The sequence below is a fragment of the Pseudomonas pudica genome, assembly GCF_015680405.1.
GTDB classification, from domain to species: domain Bacteria; phylum Pseudomonadota; class Gammaproteobacteria; order Pseudomonadales; family Pseudomonadaceae; genus Aquipseudomonas; species Aquipseudomonas pudica.
In genome coordinates, this window is sequence record NZ_JADLJS010000014.1 from 105070 (window position 1) to 118062 (window position 12993).

12 protein-coding genes are annotated in these 12993 nt (G+C 62.9%); 8 read left to right on the forward strand and 4 right to left on the reverse strand.

Features of this window, described 5'->3' with window-relative positions; genetic code table 11:
• Positions 1 to 64 precede the first annotated feature (64 nt).
• From hisG to IRZ77_RS12810, 6 genes are all read left to right on the forward strand, one after another.
• The gene (gene hisG / locus IRZ77_RS12785) at positions 65 to 700 is read left to right on the forward strand and encodes an ATP phosphoribosyltransferase (protein WP_046615762.1); all 636 of its coding nucleotides are present in this window, start codon (positions 65 to 67) and stop codon (positions 698 to 700) included.
• A 126-nt stretch (positions 701 to 826) separates the two neighbouring features.
• A complete protein-coding gene (gene hisD / locus IRZ77_RS12790) occupies positions 827 to 2152 on the forward strand; it encodes a histidinol dehydrogenase (protein WP_108480945.1) in 1326 nt (441 codons plus the stop codon).
• A 2-nt stretch (positions 2153 to 2154) separates the two neighbouring features.
• Entirely contained in the window at positions 2155 to 3201 is a 1047-nt protein-coding gene (hisC, locus tag IRZ77_RS12795) for a histidinol-phosphate transaminase (protein ID WP_108480946.1), read from the forward strand.
• Positions 3202 to 3364: 163 nt separating this feature from the next.
• The gene (locus tag IRZ77_RS12800; RefSeq protein WP_108480947.1) at positions 3365 to 4015 is read left to right on the forward strand and encodes a FadR/GntR family transcriptional regulator; all 651 of its coding nucleotides are present in this window, start codon (positions 3365 to 3367) and stop codon (positions 4013 to 4015) included.
• Positions 4016 to 4028: 13 nt separating this feature from the next.
• Entirely contained in the window at positions 4029 to 5309 is a 1281-nt protein-coding gene (locus IRZ77_RS12805) for a CynX/NimT family MFS transporter (protein WP_085600615.1), read from the forward strand.
• A 179-nt stretch (positions 5310 to 5488) separates the two neighbouring features.
• Positions 5489 to 5974, forward strand: coding sequence for a nuclear transport factor 2 family protein (locus IRZ77_RS12810; RefSeq protein ID WP_046615757.1), 486 nt, complete (start codon positions 5489 to 5491; stop codon positions 5972 to 5974).
• Here IRZ77_RS12810 and IRZ77_RS12815 read toward each other — a convergent pair.
• Entirely contained in the window at positions 5953 to 6825 is an 873-nt protein-coding gene (locus IRZ77_RS12815) for a hypothetical protein (protein WP_108480949.1), read from the reverse strand. The genes IRZ77_RS12810 and IRZ77_RS12815 overlap by 22 nt on opposite strands.
• A 37-nt stretch (positions 6826 to 6862) precedes the next feature.
• On the opposite strand from IRZ77_RS12815, the gene IRZ77_RS12820 reads away from it, so the two are divergent.
• Complete coding sequence (locus IRZ77_RS12820; protein WP_108480963.1) at positions 6863 to 7177, forward strand: GIY-YIG nuclease family protein; 315 nt, start codon at positions 6863 to 6865, stop codon at positions 7175 to 7177.
• A 23-nt stretch (positions 7178 to 7200) separates the two neighbouring features.
• Here IRZ77_RS12820 and yejK read toward each other — a convergent pair whose 3' ends face one another.
• On the reverse strand, positions 7201 to 8208 hold the full coding sequence (gene yejK / locus IRZ77_RS12825; RefSeq protein ID WP_046615754.1) for a nucleoid-associated protein YejK: 1008 nt from the start codon (positions 8206 to 8208) through the stop codon (positions 7201 to 7203).
• A gap of 370 nt (positions 8209 to 8578) precedes the next feature.
• On the opposite strand from yejK, the gene IRZ77_RS12830 reads away from it, so the two are divergent.
• Entirely contained in the window at positions 8579 to 8860 is a 282-nt protein-coding gene (locus IRZ77_RS12830; protein ID WP_003257928.1) for an HU family DNA-binding protein, read from the forward strand.
• Between the two features lie 50 nt (positions 8861 to 8910).
• Here IRZ77_RS12830 and rlmF read toward each other — a convergent pair whose 3' ends face one another.
• Together rlmF and IRZ77_RS12840 are read right to left on the reverse strand one after the other, a co-directional pair.
• Entirely contained in the window at positions 8911 to 9861 is a 951-nt protein-coding gene (rlmF, locus tag IRZ77_RS12835) for a 23S rRNA (adenine(1618)-N(6))-methyltransferase RlmF (protein WP_196173603.1), read from the reverse strand.
• A gap of 117 nt (positions 9862 to 9978) precedes the next feature.
• Positions 9979 to 12825, reverse strand: coding sequence for a valine--tRNA ligase (locus IRZ77_RS12840; protein ID WP_046615752.1), 2847 nt, complete (start codon positions 12823 to 12825; stop codon positions 9979 to 9981).
• Between the last annotated feature and the right edge of the window lie 168 nt (positions 12826 to 12993).

Below are 12993 nucleotides of genomic sequence, written 5' to 3' on the forward strand. Positions count from 1 at the left end.
ACGAATTGAATGCGGTCGGGCTCTACGCCCGGCCGGCAGTAGCCGCTTAAGGACCGACGTTCCAATGTTGACCATCGCGCTTTCCAAAGGCCGTATTCTCGACGATACCCTGCCATTGCTGGCCGAGGCCGGTATCGTGCCGACCGAGAACCCGGACAAGAGCCGCAAACTGATCATCCCCACCACGCAGGACGATGTGCGCCTGCTGATCGTGCGTGCCACCGACGTGCCGACCTATGTCGAGCATGGTGCCGCCGACCTGGGTGTGGCCGGCAAGGATGTGCTGATGGAGTACGGCGGCCAGGGCCTGTACGAGCCCCTGGACCTACAGATTGCCCGCTGCAAGCTGATGACCGCCGGTGTGGTCGGCGCACCTGAGCCCAAGGGCCGTCTGCGCGTGGCTACCAAGTTCGTCAACGTAGCCAAGCGCTACTACGCCGAGCAGGGCCGCCAGGTCGACATCATCAAGCTGTACGGCTCGATGGAGCTGGCACCGCTGATCAATCTCGCCGACAAGATCATCGACGTGGTCGACACCGGCAACACCTTGCGTGCCAACGGCCTGGAGCCCCAGGAACTGATCGCCACGATCAGCTCGCGCCTGGTGGTCAACAAGGCCTCCATGAAAATGCAGCACGCCCGTATCCAGAGCCTGATCGACACGCTGCGCGAAGCGGTCGAATCGCGACACCGCGGTTGATTCCTGCGCGCGACCTTCGCTGTCGCGCCCATCTATCCGCGTCATAGCCATTTTTCTCGGGTGCCCGCGCGGATGGACTGGTAGCTTAGGGCGCCTGAGCATTCGCCAATAATCGAGGCCCTCGCCATGACCGTGTCCACTGCAATTGCCCGTCTCAACGCTGCTGATCCGGATTTCGCCCGACATCTGGATCATCTGCTGAGCTGGGAAAGTGTGTCCGATGACGCGGTCAACCAGCGCGTGCTCGACATCATCAAGGCCGTGCGCGAGCGTGGCGATGCGGCGTTGGTGGAATTCACCCAGCGTTTCGATGGTGTCGATGCCAAGTCGATTGACGACCTGATCCTCAATCGCGAGCGCCTGGAACTGGCCCTGACCCGCATTACCCCGGCCCAGCGCGAAGCCCTGGAAAAGGCCGCCAACCGCGTGCGCATGTACCACGAGCGGCAGAAACAGGACTCCTGGCAGTACACCGAAGCCGACGGCACCGTGCTCGGCCAGAAGGTCACCCCACTGGACCGCGCCGGCCTGTATGTGCCGGGTGGCAAGGCGTCGTACCCGTCGTCGGTGCTGATGAACGCCATCCCGGCCAAGGTTGCTGGCGTGGCCGAAGTGGTGATGGTGGTGCCGACCCCGCGTGGCGAGGTCAACGAACTGGTGCTGGCGGCTGCCTGCATCGCCGGTGTCGACCGTGTGTTCACCGTCGGCGGTGCCCAGGCTGTCGCCGCCCTGGCGTACGGTACCGAAAGCGTGCCGCAGGTGGACAAGATTGTCGGCCCGGGCAACATCTACGTTGCCACCGCAAAGCGCCACGTGTTCGGCCAGGTGGGTATCGACATGATCGCCGGCCCGTCGGAAATCCTCGTGGTGTGCGATGGTCAGACCGACCCGGACTGGATCGCCATGGACCTGTTCTCCCAGGCCGAGCACGACGAAGATGCCCAGGCCATCCTGGTGAGCCCGGACGCCTCCTTCCTCGACTGCGTTGCTGCCAGCATCGACAAGCTGCTGCCGACCATGGAACGTGCCGAGATCATCGAGAAGTCGATCAATGGCCGCGGTGCGCTGATCCAGGTACGTGACATGCAACAGGCCATGGAAGTGGCCAACCGCATTGCACCCGAGCATCTGGAGCTGTCGGTGGCCGACCCGCAGGCCTGGCTGCCGCACATCCGCCACGCTGGCGCGATCTTCATGGGCCGCCACACCAGCGAAGCGCTGGGCGACTACTGCGCCGGCCCCAACCACGTGCTGCCGACTTCCGGCACCGCGCGTTTCTCGTCGCCGCTGGGGGTGTACGACTTCCAGAAGCGCTCGTCGATCATTTTCTGCTCCGAGCAGGGCGCGTCCGAACTGGGCCACACCGCCTCGGTCCTGGCCCGTGGCGAGTCGCTGACTGCCCACGCCCGCAGCGCTGAATACCGCATCCTGACCCAAGAGAAGGGGAACTGAGCATGAGTCGATTCTGGAGCCCCTTCGTCAAGGACCTGGTGCCTTACGTGCCGGGCGAGCAGCCCAAGCTGGCCCGCCTGGTCAAGCTGAACACCAACGAAAACCCCTACGGCCCTTCGCCCAAGGCGCTGGAGGCCATGCGCGGCGAGCTGAACGACAACCTGCGCCTGTACCCTGACCCGAACGGTGACCAGCTGAAGCAGGCGGTGGCCGAATACTATGGCGTGACCCCGGCACAAGTATTCGTCGGCAACGGCTCGGATGAGGTGCTGGCGCACATCTTCCACGGCCTGTTCCAGCATGACGCACCGCTGCTGTTCCCGGACATCAGCTACAGCTTCTACCCGGTCTACTGCGGCCTGTACGGTATTGCCTTCGAGCAGGTGGCGCTGGACGAGCAGTTCCAGATTCGCATCGAGGACTACGACAAGCCCAACGCCGGCATCATCTTCCCCAACCCCAACGCGCCGACCGGTTGCCTGATGCCGCTGCAGGTGGTGGAGCAGTTGCTGCAGGCCAACCGTGATTCGGTGGTGGTGGTTGATGAAGCCTACATCGACTTCGGTGGCGAAACGGCGATCAGCCTGGTGGACCGCTACGACAACCTGCTGGTCACCCAGACCCTGTCGAAGTCGCGTTCGCTGGCCGGGTTGCGGGTTGGGCTGGCGGTGGGGCACCCGGACTTGATCGAGGCGCTGGAGCGGATAAAGAACAGCTTCAACTCCTACCCGCTGGACCGTGCCGCGATCGTTGGCGCGGCGGTGGCGTTCGAGGACCGCGAATACTTCGAGGAAACCTGCCGCAAGGTGATCGACAGCCGCGAGGTGTTGGTCGGGCAGCTGCAGGCCAAGGGCTTCGAAGTGTTGCCGTCGGCAGCCAACTTCATCTTCGCTCGCCATCCGCAACGAGATGCCGGTGAGCTGGCTGCGCGACTGCGCGAACAGGGCGTGATCGTGCGCCACTTCAAGCAGCCGCGCATTGCCCAGTTCCTGCGCATCACCATTGGTACGCCAGAGATGAACCAGGCGCTGCTCGATGCGTTGAACTGACGCCATCCACTGCCCTGCGCGGTCCTTGTAGGAGCGGCCTTGTGTCGCGAAAGGGCGCTCCTACAAAAAATCGCGCCAGGTTTTTAATCGCTGCTCTCTTCAATGACAAACACTTTGCCCACCGGTATGCTGCGCCAATTCATCGGATGATTGGTTGAGTTGAATGAGTAGCGAATTGACCAAGCGTTCACTGGTCGAACTGGCCGTCGAGCGCATGCGCGAACGCATCGTGCTGGGCGACTGGCAGGTTGGCCAGCGTTTGCCGACCGAGCCGGAGCTTGCCCTGCAGTTGGGCATAAGCCGCAATACCGTACGCGAGGCCATGCGTGTGCTGGCGTTCAGTGGCCTGGTGGAGATCCGCCAGGGCGACGGCAGCTACCTGCGTACCGCCCAGGACCCGCTGCTGGCGGTGCAGGCGATGTCACGCTGCACGCCCGAGCAGGCCCGCGAAACCCGGCATATCCTCGAAGCCGAGGCCATTGGCCTGGCCGCACTGCGCCGAACCGACGCCGACCTGCAGGCGCTGCGTGAAGCCCTGGCCAATAGCGCCGGGCATTTTCACGGTGATATCGATGCTTATGTGGCCTGCGACCTGGTGTTTCACCAGCGGCTGGTCGATGCCGCCCATAACCCGGCCTTGAGTGAGCTGTACCGGTACTTTTCCGGGGTGGTGGCTGCCGCGCTGCAGCACAACATGGCGACCGTGCCGCGCTGTCAAGCCACGTTCGACTTGCATGGGCAGATACTTGCCGCCATCGAGCAACGCGATGCGGAGCAGGCCAAGCGCCTGAGCCGTACCCTTATCGCATCCTGACTCCGAGAAGGCCATGGCTGATTCCATCACCCGTAACACCCCACCGAGCGAGCGGGACCTCGAAGAATTGCTGATCGACGCCGAGGCTGACGACGAGCAGGTCCAACAGCAGCCGGTACCGATACAGCGGCCTTGGCTGTTGTTGCTTGGCCTGGTGCTGGTGGCATTGAACCTGCGCCCGGCATTGTCGAGCATGGCGCCGGTGCTGGGCCAGGTGTCCGAAGGCTTGGGGCTGAACGCCTCGCAGGCCGGTTTGCTGACCACCTTGCCAGTGCTGTGCCTGGGGCTGTTCGCCCCTTTGGCGCCGGTGCTGGCGCGGCGCTTTGGCAGCGAGCGGGTGATCCTCGGCATTCTCGCCACCCTGGCGCTTGGCATAGTCGTGCGCAGTAGCCTGGGGGCCACCGGGGTGTTCCTCGGCAGCCTCATGGCGGGTGCCAGCATCGGCATCATTGGCGTGCTGTTGCCGGGCATCGTCAAGCGCGATTTCCCGCAGCACGCTGGCACGCTGACCGGCGTATACACCATGGCGTTGTGCCTGGGCGCCGCCATGGCGGCTGGCGCCACGGTGCCCCTGGCCCAGCACTTCAACGACAGCTGGGCGCTGGGCCTCGGCTTCTGGATGTTGCCGGCCCTGCTGGCCATGCTGGTGTGGCTGCCGCAGGCCCGCCAGGGCCATGGCCTGCACAAGGTAGCTTATCGCGTGCGTGGGTTGTGGCGTGACCCGCTGGCCTGGCAGGTAACCCTGTACATGGGCCTGCAGTCGTCACTGGCCTACATCGTATTTGGCTGGTTGCCATCGATTCTGATCGGTCGCGGCCTGAGCCCGACCGAGGCGGGGCTGGTGCTGTCGGGGTCGGTGATCGTGCAGCTGGTCAGCTCGCTCAGTGCGCCCTGGCTGGCCACTCGCGGCAAGGACCAGCGCCTGGCGATCCTGCTGGTCATGCTGATTACCCTGGCCGGCCTGTTCGGGTGCCTGTATGCGCCGCTGTCCGGGCTGTGGGGTTGGGCGGTTGTGCTGGGCCTGGGGCAGGGTGGTACCTTTGCCCTGGCGCTGACCTTGATCGTGCTGCGCTCGAAGGATGCCCATGTGGCGGCAAACCTGTCGAGCATGGCGCAGGGGGTGGGCTATACCTTGGCGTCGATGGGGCCGTTTGCGGTGGGGCTGGTGCATGACCTGACCGGGGGCTGGGCGGCAGTGGGATGGATCTTTGCCGTGCTGGGGCTGGGTGCCATCGTGTTCGGCCTGGGGGCCGGGCGGGCTTTGCATGTGCAGGTGAGCAGCGAGAAAGTCTGACGTTGATGTTGGCAGTGCCGGCCCTTTCGCGGGTAAACCCGCTCCCACAGCTACTGCACAATTTTCAAGATGTGTGCGATCCCTGTGGGAGCGGGTTCACCCGCGAAGGGGCCGGTACTGGCATAAGCAACCGGGGCAGATTATCGTGCTGCTTTCATCCCCAGGACGGACCAGCCCCCATGAGCGACGCCAACCGCGACCTGATCACCCGCTTCTACCAGGCCTTCCAGCGCCTGGATGCCGAGGCCATGGTCGCCTGCTACAGCGACGATATCGCCTTCAGCGACCCGGTCTTTGGCACCTTGCGTGGCAAGGATGCAGGCGACATGTGGCGAATGCTCACCAGCCGGGCCAAGGACTTTACCCTGACCTTCGACAACGTCCGCGCCGATGAATGCACGGGCGCCGCACATTGGGTGGCCACCTACCTGTTCAGCCAGACCGGCCGCACCGTTGTCAACGATATCCAGGCGCGTTTCGTGGTCCGTGACGGGCTGATCTGCCAGCACGATGACCAATTCGACTTGTGGCGCTGGTCGCGGCAGGCGCTGGGTGTACCTGGCATGCTGCTGGGCTGGTCGCCGCTGGTGCAGAACAAGGTGCGCCAGCAGGCGTTCAAAGGCCTGCGGGCATACCAGCATGCTCAAGGTAGCGCTACCGCCTGATCACTCTTGTGATAGCTGAAGGTGGCGCGTTCATCGAGGTCGTTCGGTAGACGGATGCGAATGACAGGTATGAATGTGCCATTGGTCCTGTACCAATCTCGTTGATCGGCCTGAGCTTGTTGCAATGCGCCATACGCGCCTTCGATATGGAAGAACGACTGGATTGGCAGCCTGTTGGACTGCTCTTCGTCCCACGCACCGATCACCACCTCGTTCCACGGAAACGGTAGTTCAGGCGCAAACAACTGCTTGGCGCGTATGCTCTGGTAGAAGGCTTCAGCCCGCTCGGGAACCCGCGCCCGGCGGATATCGAATGCGCATTGGGCCTTGTAGTCGCCGCTTTGCCGGAACCGCTCCATCCACTGCTCGGCAGTGAGTACTCCCTGTTCATGGCAGGCCGCTTCGGTTGCGGCCGTTTGCCGATTGTCGCCGCAACCGCGTTTGTCACGCTCCCAGGTATCACCGTCAGTGGGCCAGGCGCATAGCATTTCGTAGCGCAAGCTGTCTTTTGGGCGTTGCAGCAGCGGGTACAGGGTAAAGCCGCTACGGCCGTCGGCAGCCAGCTGCGTGGTGGGAATGTCGCTGCGCAGGTATGAAAACGATACGCCGCCCTTGTCCTTGCTGTTCTGGCTATGATGCCAGGAATGATAATGCGGCGAAGGTTTGGTTGACCTTAGCAAGACGCCCGAACAGGCATGGGCAGGTACCGCGTTGCCTGGGCAATGCGCGGGCGTGGAATCGTAGTTTTTCTGCAACTGCTCGGCGGTCCGGGCTCCGATAGAGGCCTGGACGGTTGAAACGCCGGCCAACAGGGCAGCGGCAAGCAATGTGCGGGATACTGAAGTGAGCATGATGAAGCCCTTTTGGGGTGGGCTCACCAAATTAATGATGGAAAGAGCAGGCGTCGTGAGTGAAAAAGTGCCGGATCAGGCAGTAAAACCCTGGTATGTCTACTTGGTAAGGGCTGCCAATGGATCGCTGTATTGCGGTATCAGCGATGACCCGCAACGGCGTTTTCTGGCGCACCAGAAAGGGCAGGGCGCGCGTTACTTCAAGACCAGCCCGGCCCAGGCGCTGGTGTATGTGGAGCAATGGCCGGACAAGGGCGAAGCATTGCGCCAGGAGCGGCTGGTGAAGCGGCTGCGCAAAGCGGCGAAGGAGGCGCTGGTGGCCTCCTATGAGGCTGAGTCTTCCGCTATTTAGGGCCGCTTCGCGCCCCAGGGCCCTCAGTCCTTGCGACGCTTCAACTGATCCACCAAGGTGGTCGGAAGCCCCTTGATGATCAAGGTCCCTGCCGCTTCGTCATACTCGACCTTGTCCCCCAGCAGGTGCGCTTCGAAGCTGATCGACAATCCCTCGGCACGCCCGGTGAAACGGCGGAACTGGTTGAGGGTGCGCTTGTCCGCGGGGATTTCAGGCGACAGGCCGTAGTCCTTGTTGCGGATGTGATCGTAGAACGCCTTGGGCCGGTCCTCGTCGATCAGGCTGGACAGTTCTTCCAGCGTGACCGGCTCGCCCAGCTTGGTCTGGGTAGTGGCGTACTCGACCAGGGTCTGGGTTTTTTCGCGAGCGGACTCTTCCGGCAGGTCTTCGCTCTCGACGAAGTCGCTGAAGGCCTTGAGCAGGGTACGGGTTTCGCCCGGGCCGTCGACGCCCTCCTGGCAGCCGATGAAGTCGCGGAAGTAGTCCGAGACCTTCTTGCCGTTCTTGCCCTTGATGAACGAAATGTACTGTTTGGAATTCTGGTTGTTCTTCCACTCCGACAGGTTGATGCGCGCCGCCAGATGCAGTTGGCCAAGGTCGAGGTGGCGCGAAGGCATCACATCAAGCTCGGCGTTCACCGCCACGCCTTCGCTGTGGTGCAGCAGGGCGATCGCCAGGTATTCGGTCATGCCTTGCTGGTAGTGGGCAAACAGGATATGGCCGCCGGTGGACAGGTTGGACTCCTCCATCAGCTTCTGCAGGTGCTCCACGGCCACGCGGCTGAAGGCGGTAAAGTCCTTTTCTTCGTCCAGGTACTGCTTCAGCCAGCCGCTCAGCGGGTAGGCCCCGGACTCGCCGTGGAAAAAGCCCCAGGCCTTGCCTTGCTTGGCGTTGTAGCTGTCATTGAGGTCGGCCAGCAGGTTTTCGATGGCGTCGGAAGCGGCCAGTTCGGAATCGCGGGCATGCAGTACGGCGGGGCTGCCATCGGGCTTTTTGTCGATCAGGTGAACGATGCAATGACGGATTGGCATGGAATTCTCGGGGAGCTGCAAAAGTTGTCCAGTTTACCCTAGACACCAGGTGGTGCAGTGGCCGGATGTTGGCAGAAATGGCGGTTGTTCGTTTTTTGTTCAAATTTGTGCGTTTTAGGCTAAAACCCCCGAAAAACCTGCATTAAATCGAAGCGCGCAGCGGATATTTATCCGTTCCTGTGGTAGCTTTGCGCGGTCTTGCGCCCCTTGTGTGGCGCATTGCTGGCAGCGTGCTGTCGTCGTGTCGAACCAAACGTCGATTTGCGTATCTACATACGCGATTGGCGCGGCCCTCCACTTTCAGGGGCTGGCCCGATAACGTCGTAGTGCGCTGCATAACCAACGAATTTGATAGGGAAGGAACACCACCATGGCATTGACCAAAGACCAACTGATTGCCGACATCGCCGAATCGATCGCCGCGCCGAAAGCCACCGCCAAGAACGCTCTGGAGCAACTGGGCCAGATCGTTGCCGACCAGCTGGAAAACGGCGCTGAAATCACTCTGCCAGGCATCGGCAAGCTGAAAGTCGCTGAGCGTCCTGCCCGTACCGGCCGCAACCCTTCGACTGGCGCTGCCATCGAAATCGCTGCCAAGAAAGTCGTCAAGTTCGTTCCAGCCAAAGTGCTGACCGACGCCATCAACAAGTAATTGTTGAAGCTTTGACGAAACCGCGCCCGGCTTGCCCGGGCGCGGTTTTTTCATGCCCGGTTTTTACGCCCGGCGTGCCAGGCCTGGCGCGCGGCGTCGTCGTGGAAGCTCCAGGCGACCATGCGGCTTTGCTTCTGTCCCTGGCCCATTTCACTGATGCGCACGGCCTTGACGCCTGCTTTCCTTAGCGCGGCCTCGATCCCCGGCAGGTTGCTGGCCTTGGACACCAGGCTGGTGAACCACAGCACTCGCTCGGCGTACTGCACGCTTTCACTGACCAGTTGGGTGACAAAGCGGATTTCGCCACCTTCACACCACAGTTCGTTGTTCTGGCCACCGAAGTTGAGCACCGGCAGCTTGCGCTTGGGGTCCTGCTTGCCGAGGTTCTTCCACTTGCGCTGGCTGCCACGGGTGGCTTCGTCGCGCGAGGAATGGAAGGGCGGGTTGCACAGGGTCAGGTCGAAGCGTTCGCCCTCCTGCAGCAGGCCGCTGAGGATGTGCGCACGGTTGGCCTGCTGGCGCAGGGTGATGGCCTTGCCCAGGCCGTTGGCCTGGACGATGGCCTTGGCCGAAGCCAGGGCCACGGGGTCGATGTCCGAGCCGAGGAAGCGCCAGCGGTAGTCGCTATGGCCCAGCAGCGGGTAGATGCAGTTGGCACCTACGCCGATGTCCAGCGCATGCACCTGGGTGCCCTTGGGGATCTCGCCGGCATTGTCGTCGGCCAGCAGGTCGGCGGCCACGTGGATGTAGTCGGCGCGACCGGGAATCGGCGGGCACAGGTAGTCGGTGGGGATATCCCAGTGCTGGATGCCGTACTGGGCCTTCAGCAAGGCACGGTTGAACACCCGCACAGCCTCGGGGTTGGCGAAGTCGATGCTGGGCTTGCCGTGGGGGTTGGTGATGGTGAAGCGCGCCAGGTCAGGGTGGGCCTTGATCAGGCTGGGGAAGTCGTAGCGGCCCTGGTGGCGGTTGCGCGGGTGCAGGGTGGGTTTGCGGGTCATGGTCGGGTCCTGAAAAGCATCGCCGGCAAGCCAGCTCCCACAGGTATGGTGCTTTCCTGTGGGAGCTGGCTTGCCGGCGATGGGCTGCGAAGCAGCCCGCGATGGCTTCACTTTTGATTAAAGCGCTGCAATCCGCGCATGCTGCTCTGTGAAGTTGGCCAGGGCCTGTTCGGACTCGGCCAGCTTGGCGCGTTCCTTCTCGATCACGGCAGGCGGTGCCTTGTCGACGAAGGCAGCGTTGGACAGCTTGCCACCCACGCGTGCCACTTCACCCTGCAGGCGCTGGATTTCCTTGTTCAGGCGCGCCAGCTCGGCATCCTTGTCGATCAGGCCGGCCATTGGCACCAGCACTTGCAGGTCACCGACCAGCGCGGTGGCCGACAGCGGCGCTTCGTCGGCGTCGCCCAGCACGGTAAACGATTCGACTTTGGCCAGCTTCTTCAGCAGGGCTTCGTTTTCCTGCAGGCGACGCTGGTCGTCGGCGTTGGCATTCTTGAGGAACAGCGGCAGCGGCTTGCCCGGGCCGATGTTCATTTCGGCGCGGATGTTGCGCAGGCCGACCATCAGCTCCTTGAGCCACTCGATGTCGCCTTCGGCGGCGGCGTCGATGCGGCTTTCATTGGCCACCGGCCATGGCTGCAGCATGATGGTCTTGCCTTCGATGCCGGCCAGCGGCGCGATGCGCTGCCAGATTTCTTCGGTGATGAACGGCATGAACGGGTGCGCCAGGCGCAGCGCAACTTCCAGCACGCGCACCAGGGTGCGGCGGGTACCACGGGCGCGCTCGACTGGGGCGTTCTCGTCCCACAGCACCGGCTTGGACAGCTCCAGGTACCAGTCGCAGTACTGGTTCCAGATGAACTCGTACAGCGCCTGGCTGGCCAGGTCGAAGCGGAACTGCTCCAGCTGGCGGGTCACTTCGGCTTCGGTGCGCTGCAGCTGCGAGATGATCCAGCGGTCGGCCAGCGACAGCTCGTAGGCTTCGCCGTTCTGGCCGCAGTCCTCGCCCTTGTCCAGCACGTAGCGGGCGGCGTTCCAGATCTTGTTGCAGAAGTTGCGGTAGCCTTCGACGCGGCCCATGTCGAACTTGATGTCGCGGCCAGTGGAGGCCAGCGAGCAGAAGGTGAAGCGCAGGGCGTCGGTGCCGTAGCTGGCGATACCTTCGGGGAACTCGGCCTTGGTCTGCTTGGCGATCTTCTCGGCAAGCTTGGGCTGCATCATGCCGCTGGTGCGTTTTTCCAGCAGGGCGTCGAGGGTGATGCCGTCGACGATGTCCAGCGGGTCGAGCACGTTGCCCTTGGACTTGGACATCTTCTGGCCCTGGCCGTCACGTACCAGGCCATGCACGTACACGGTCTTGAACGGTACCTGCGGGGTGCCATCCTCGTTCTTGATCAGGTGCATGGTCAGCATGATCATGCGCGCAACCCAGAAGAAGATGATGTCGAAGCCGGTCACCAGCACATCGGTGGAGTGGAATTTCTTGAGGAATTCGGTCTGTTCCGGCCAGCCCAGGGTGGAGAAGGTCCACAGGCCCGAACTGAACCAGGTGTCGAGTACGTCGTCGTCCTGGCGCAGGACCACGTCGGCACCCAGGTTGTGCTTGGCGCGCACTTCTTCCTCGTTGCGGCCGACATAGACCTGGCCGGCCTCGTCGTACCATGCCGGGATGCGGTGGCCCCACCACAGCTGGCGGCTGATGCACCAGTCCTGGATGTCACGCATCCAGGAGAAGTACATGTTCTCGTACTGCTTGGGCACGAACTGGATGCGGCCATCTTCCACGGCGGCGATGGCAGGTTCTGCCAGCGGTTTGGTGGAAACGTACCACTGGTCGGTCAGCCACGGCTCGATGACAGTGCCCGAACGGTCGCCTTTCGGCACTTTCAGGGCGTGGTCGTCGATGCTCACCAGCAAGCCCTGGGCATCCAGGTCGGCGACGATCTGCTTGCGTGCGACGAAGCGGTCGAGGTTGGCGTACTGGGCCGGCAGGCGGGTGTCCACCTGCTCGTTGACGCTGCCGTCGAGGTTGAAGGCCTGCGCGCTGGCCAGCACGAAGGCGTTCTTGTCGAAGATGTTCAGCAGCGGCAGGTTGTGTCGCTTGCCGACTTCGTAGTCGTTGAAGTCGTGGGCCGGGGTGATCTTCACGCAGCCGGTACCGAACTCGGGGTCGCAGTAGTCGTCGGCGATGATCGGGATGCGGCGGCCAACCAGCGGCAGTTCGACGTACTTGCCGATCAGTGCCTGGTAGCGCTCGTCGTTCGGGTTGACCGCCACGGCGGCGTCACCCAGCAGGGTTTCCGGACGGGTGGTGGCGACTACCAGGTAGTCCTTGCCTTCGGCGGTCTTGGCGCCGTCGGCCAGCGGGTAGCGCAGGTTCCACAGGTGGCCCTTCTCGTCGTGGTTTTCCACTTCGAGGTCGGAGATGGCCGTGTGCAGCTTGGTGTCCCAGTTGACCAGGCGCTTGCCGCGGTAGATCAGGCCGTCTTCATGCAGGCGCACGAAGGCTTCCTTGACCGCTTCGGACAGGCCGTCATCCATGGTGAAGCGCTCGCGGCTCCAGTCGACCGACGAACCCAGGCGGCGGATCTGACGGCTGATGTTGCCACCGGACTGATCCTTCCATTCCCAGACCTTTTCCAGGAACTTTTCGCGGCCCAGATCATGCCGGTTCTGGCCCTTGGCCTCGAGCTGGCGCTCGACCAGCATCTGGGTTGCGATACCGGCGTGGTCGGTACCTGGCTGCCACAGGGTGTCGCGGCCTTGCATGCGGCGGAAACGGATCAGGGCGTCCATGATCGCGTTGTTGAACCCGTGGCCCATGTGCAGGCTGCCGGTGACGTTCGGCGGCGGGATCATGATGGTGTAGGACTCGCCTGCACCTTGTGGGGCGAAATAGTTCTCGGACTCCCAGGTGTTGTACCAGGAAGTTTCGATGGCGTGCGGCTGGTAGGTCTTATCCATGCGCGGCGGGACCCTGTGCATTTATTCGGGAAAGCCGGGAAGTATAACCAAGCTGGGGGCCGCAGGCGACAAGCTGCTGCTATCTGGCATGGCAGGGATGGCCTCTTCGCGGGTAAACCCGCTCCCACAGGTACGGCGCAAGTCTCGAAGCTTGCGCCGTACCTGTGG

What these genes read in the sequence shown, in the direction of transcription:
- IRZ77_RS12840 (WP_046615752.1), bottom strand. Translation starts at nt 12,825, where the DNA reads ATGGATAAGACCTACCAGCCGCACGCCATCGAAACTTCCTGGTACAAC.
- rlmF (WP_196173603.1), bottom strand. Translation starts at nt 9,861, where the DNA reads ATGACCCGCAAACCCACCCTGCACCCGCGCAACCGCCACCAGGGCCGC.
- hisD (WP_108480945.1), top strand. Translation starts at nt 827, where the DNA reads ATGACCGTGTCCACTGCAATTGCCCGTCTCAACGCTGCTGATCCGGAT.
- IRZ77_RS12820 (WP_108480963.1), top strand. Translation starts at nt 6,863, where the DNA reads ATGGAAAGAGCAGGCGTCGTGAGTGAAAAAGTGCCGGATCAGGCAGTA.
- IRZ77_RS12810 (WP_046615757.1), top strand. Translation starts at nt 5,489, where the DNA reads ATGAGCGACGCCAACCGCGACCTGATCACCCGCTTCTACCAGGCCTTC.
- IRZ77_RS12805 (WP_085600615.1), top strand. Translation starts at nt 4,029, where the DNA reads ATGGCTGATTCCATCACCCGTAACACCCCACCGAGCGAGCGGGACCTC.
- IRZ77_RS12830 (WP_003257928.1), top strand. Translation starts at nt 8,579, where the DNA reads ATGGCATTGACCAAAGACCAACTGATTGCCGACATCGCCGAATCGATC.
- yejK (WP_046615754.1), bottom strand. Translation starts at nt 8,208, where the DNA reads ATGCCAATCCGTCATTGCATCGTTCACCTGATCGACAAAAAGCCCGAT.
- hisG (WP_046615762.1), top strand. Translation starts at nt 65, where the DNA reads ATGTTGACCATCGCGCTTTCCAAAGGCCGTATTCTCGACGATACCCTG.
- IRZ77_RS12800 (WP_108480947.1), top strand. Translation starts at nt 3,365, where the DNA reads ATGAGTAGCGAATTGACCAAGCGTTCACTGGTCGAACTGGCCGTCGAG.
- IRZ77_RS12815 (WP_108480949.1), bottom strand. Translation starts at nt 6,825, where the DNA reads ATGCTCACTTCAGTATCCCGCACATTGCTTGCCGCTGCCCTGTTGGCC.
- hisC (WP_108480946.1), top strand. Translation starts at nt 2,155, where the DNA reads ATGAGTCGATTCTGGAGCCCCTTCGTCAAGGACCTGGTGCCTTACGTG.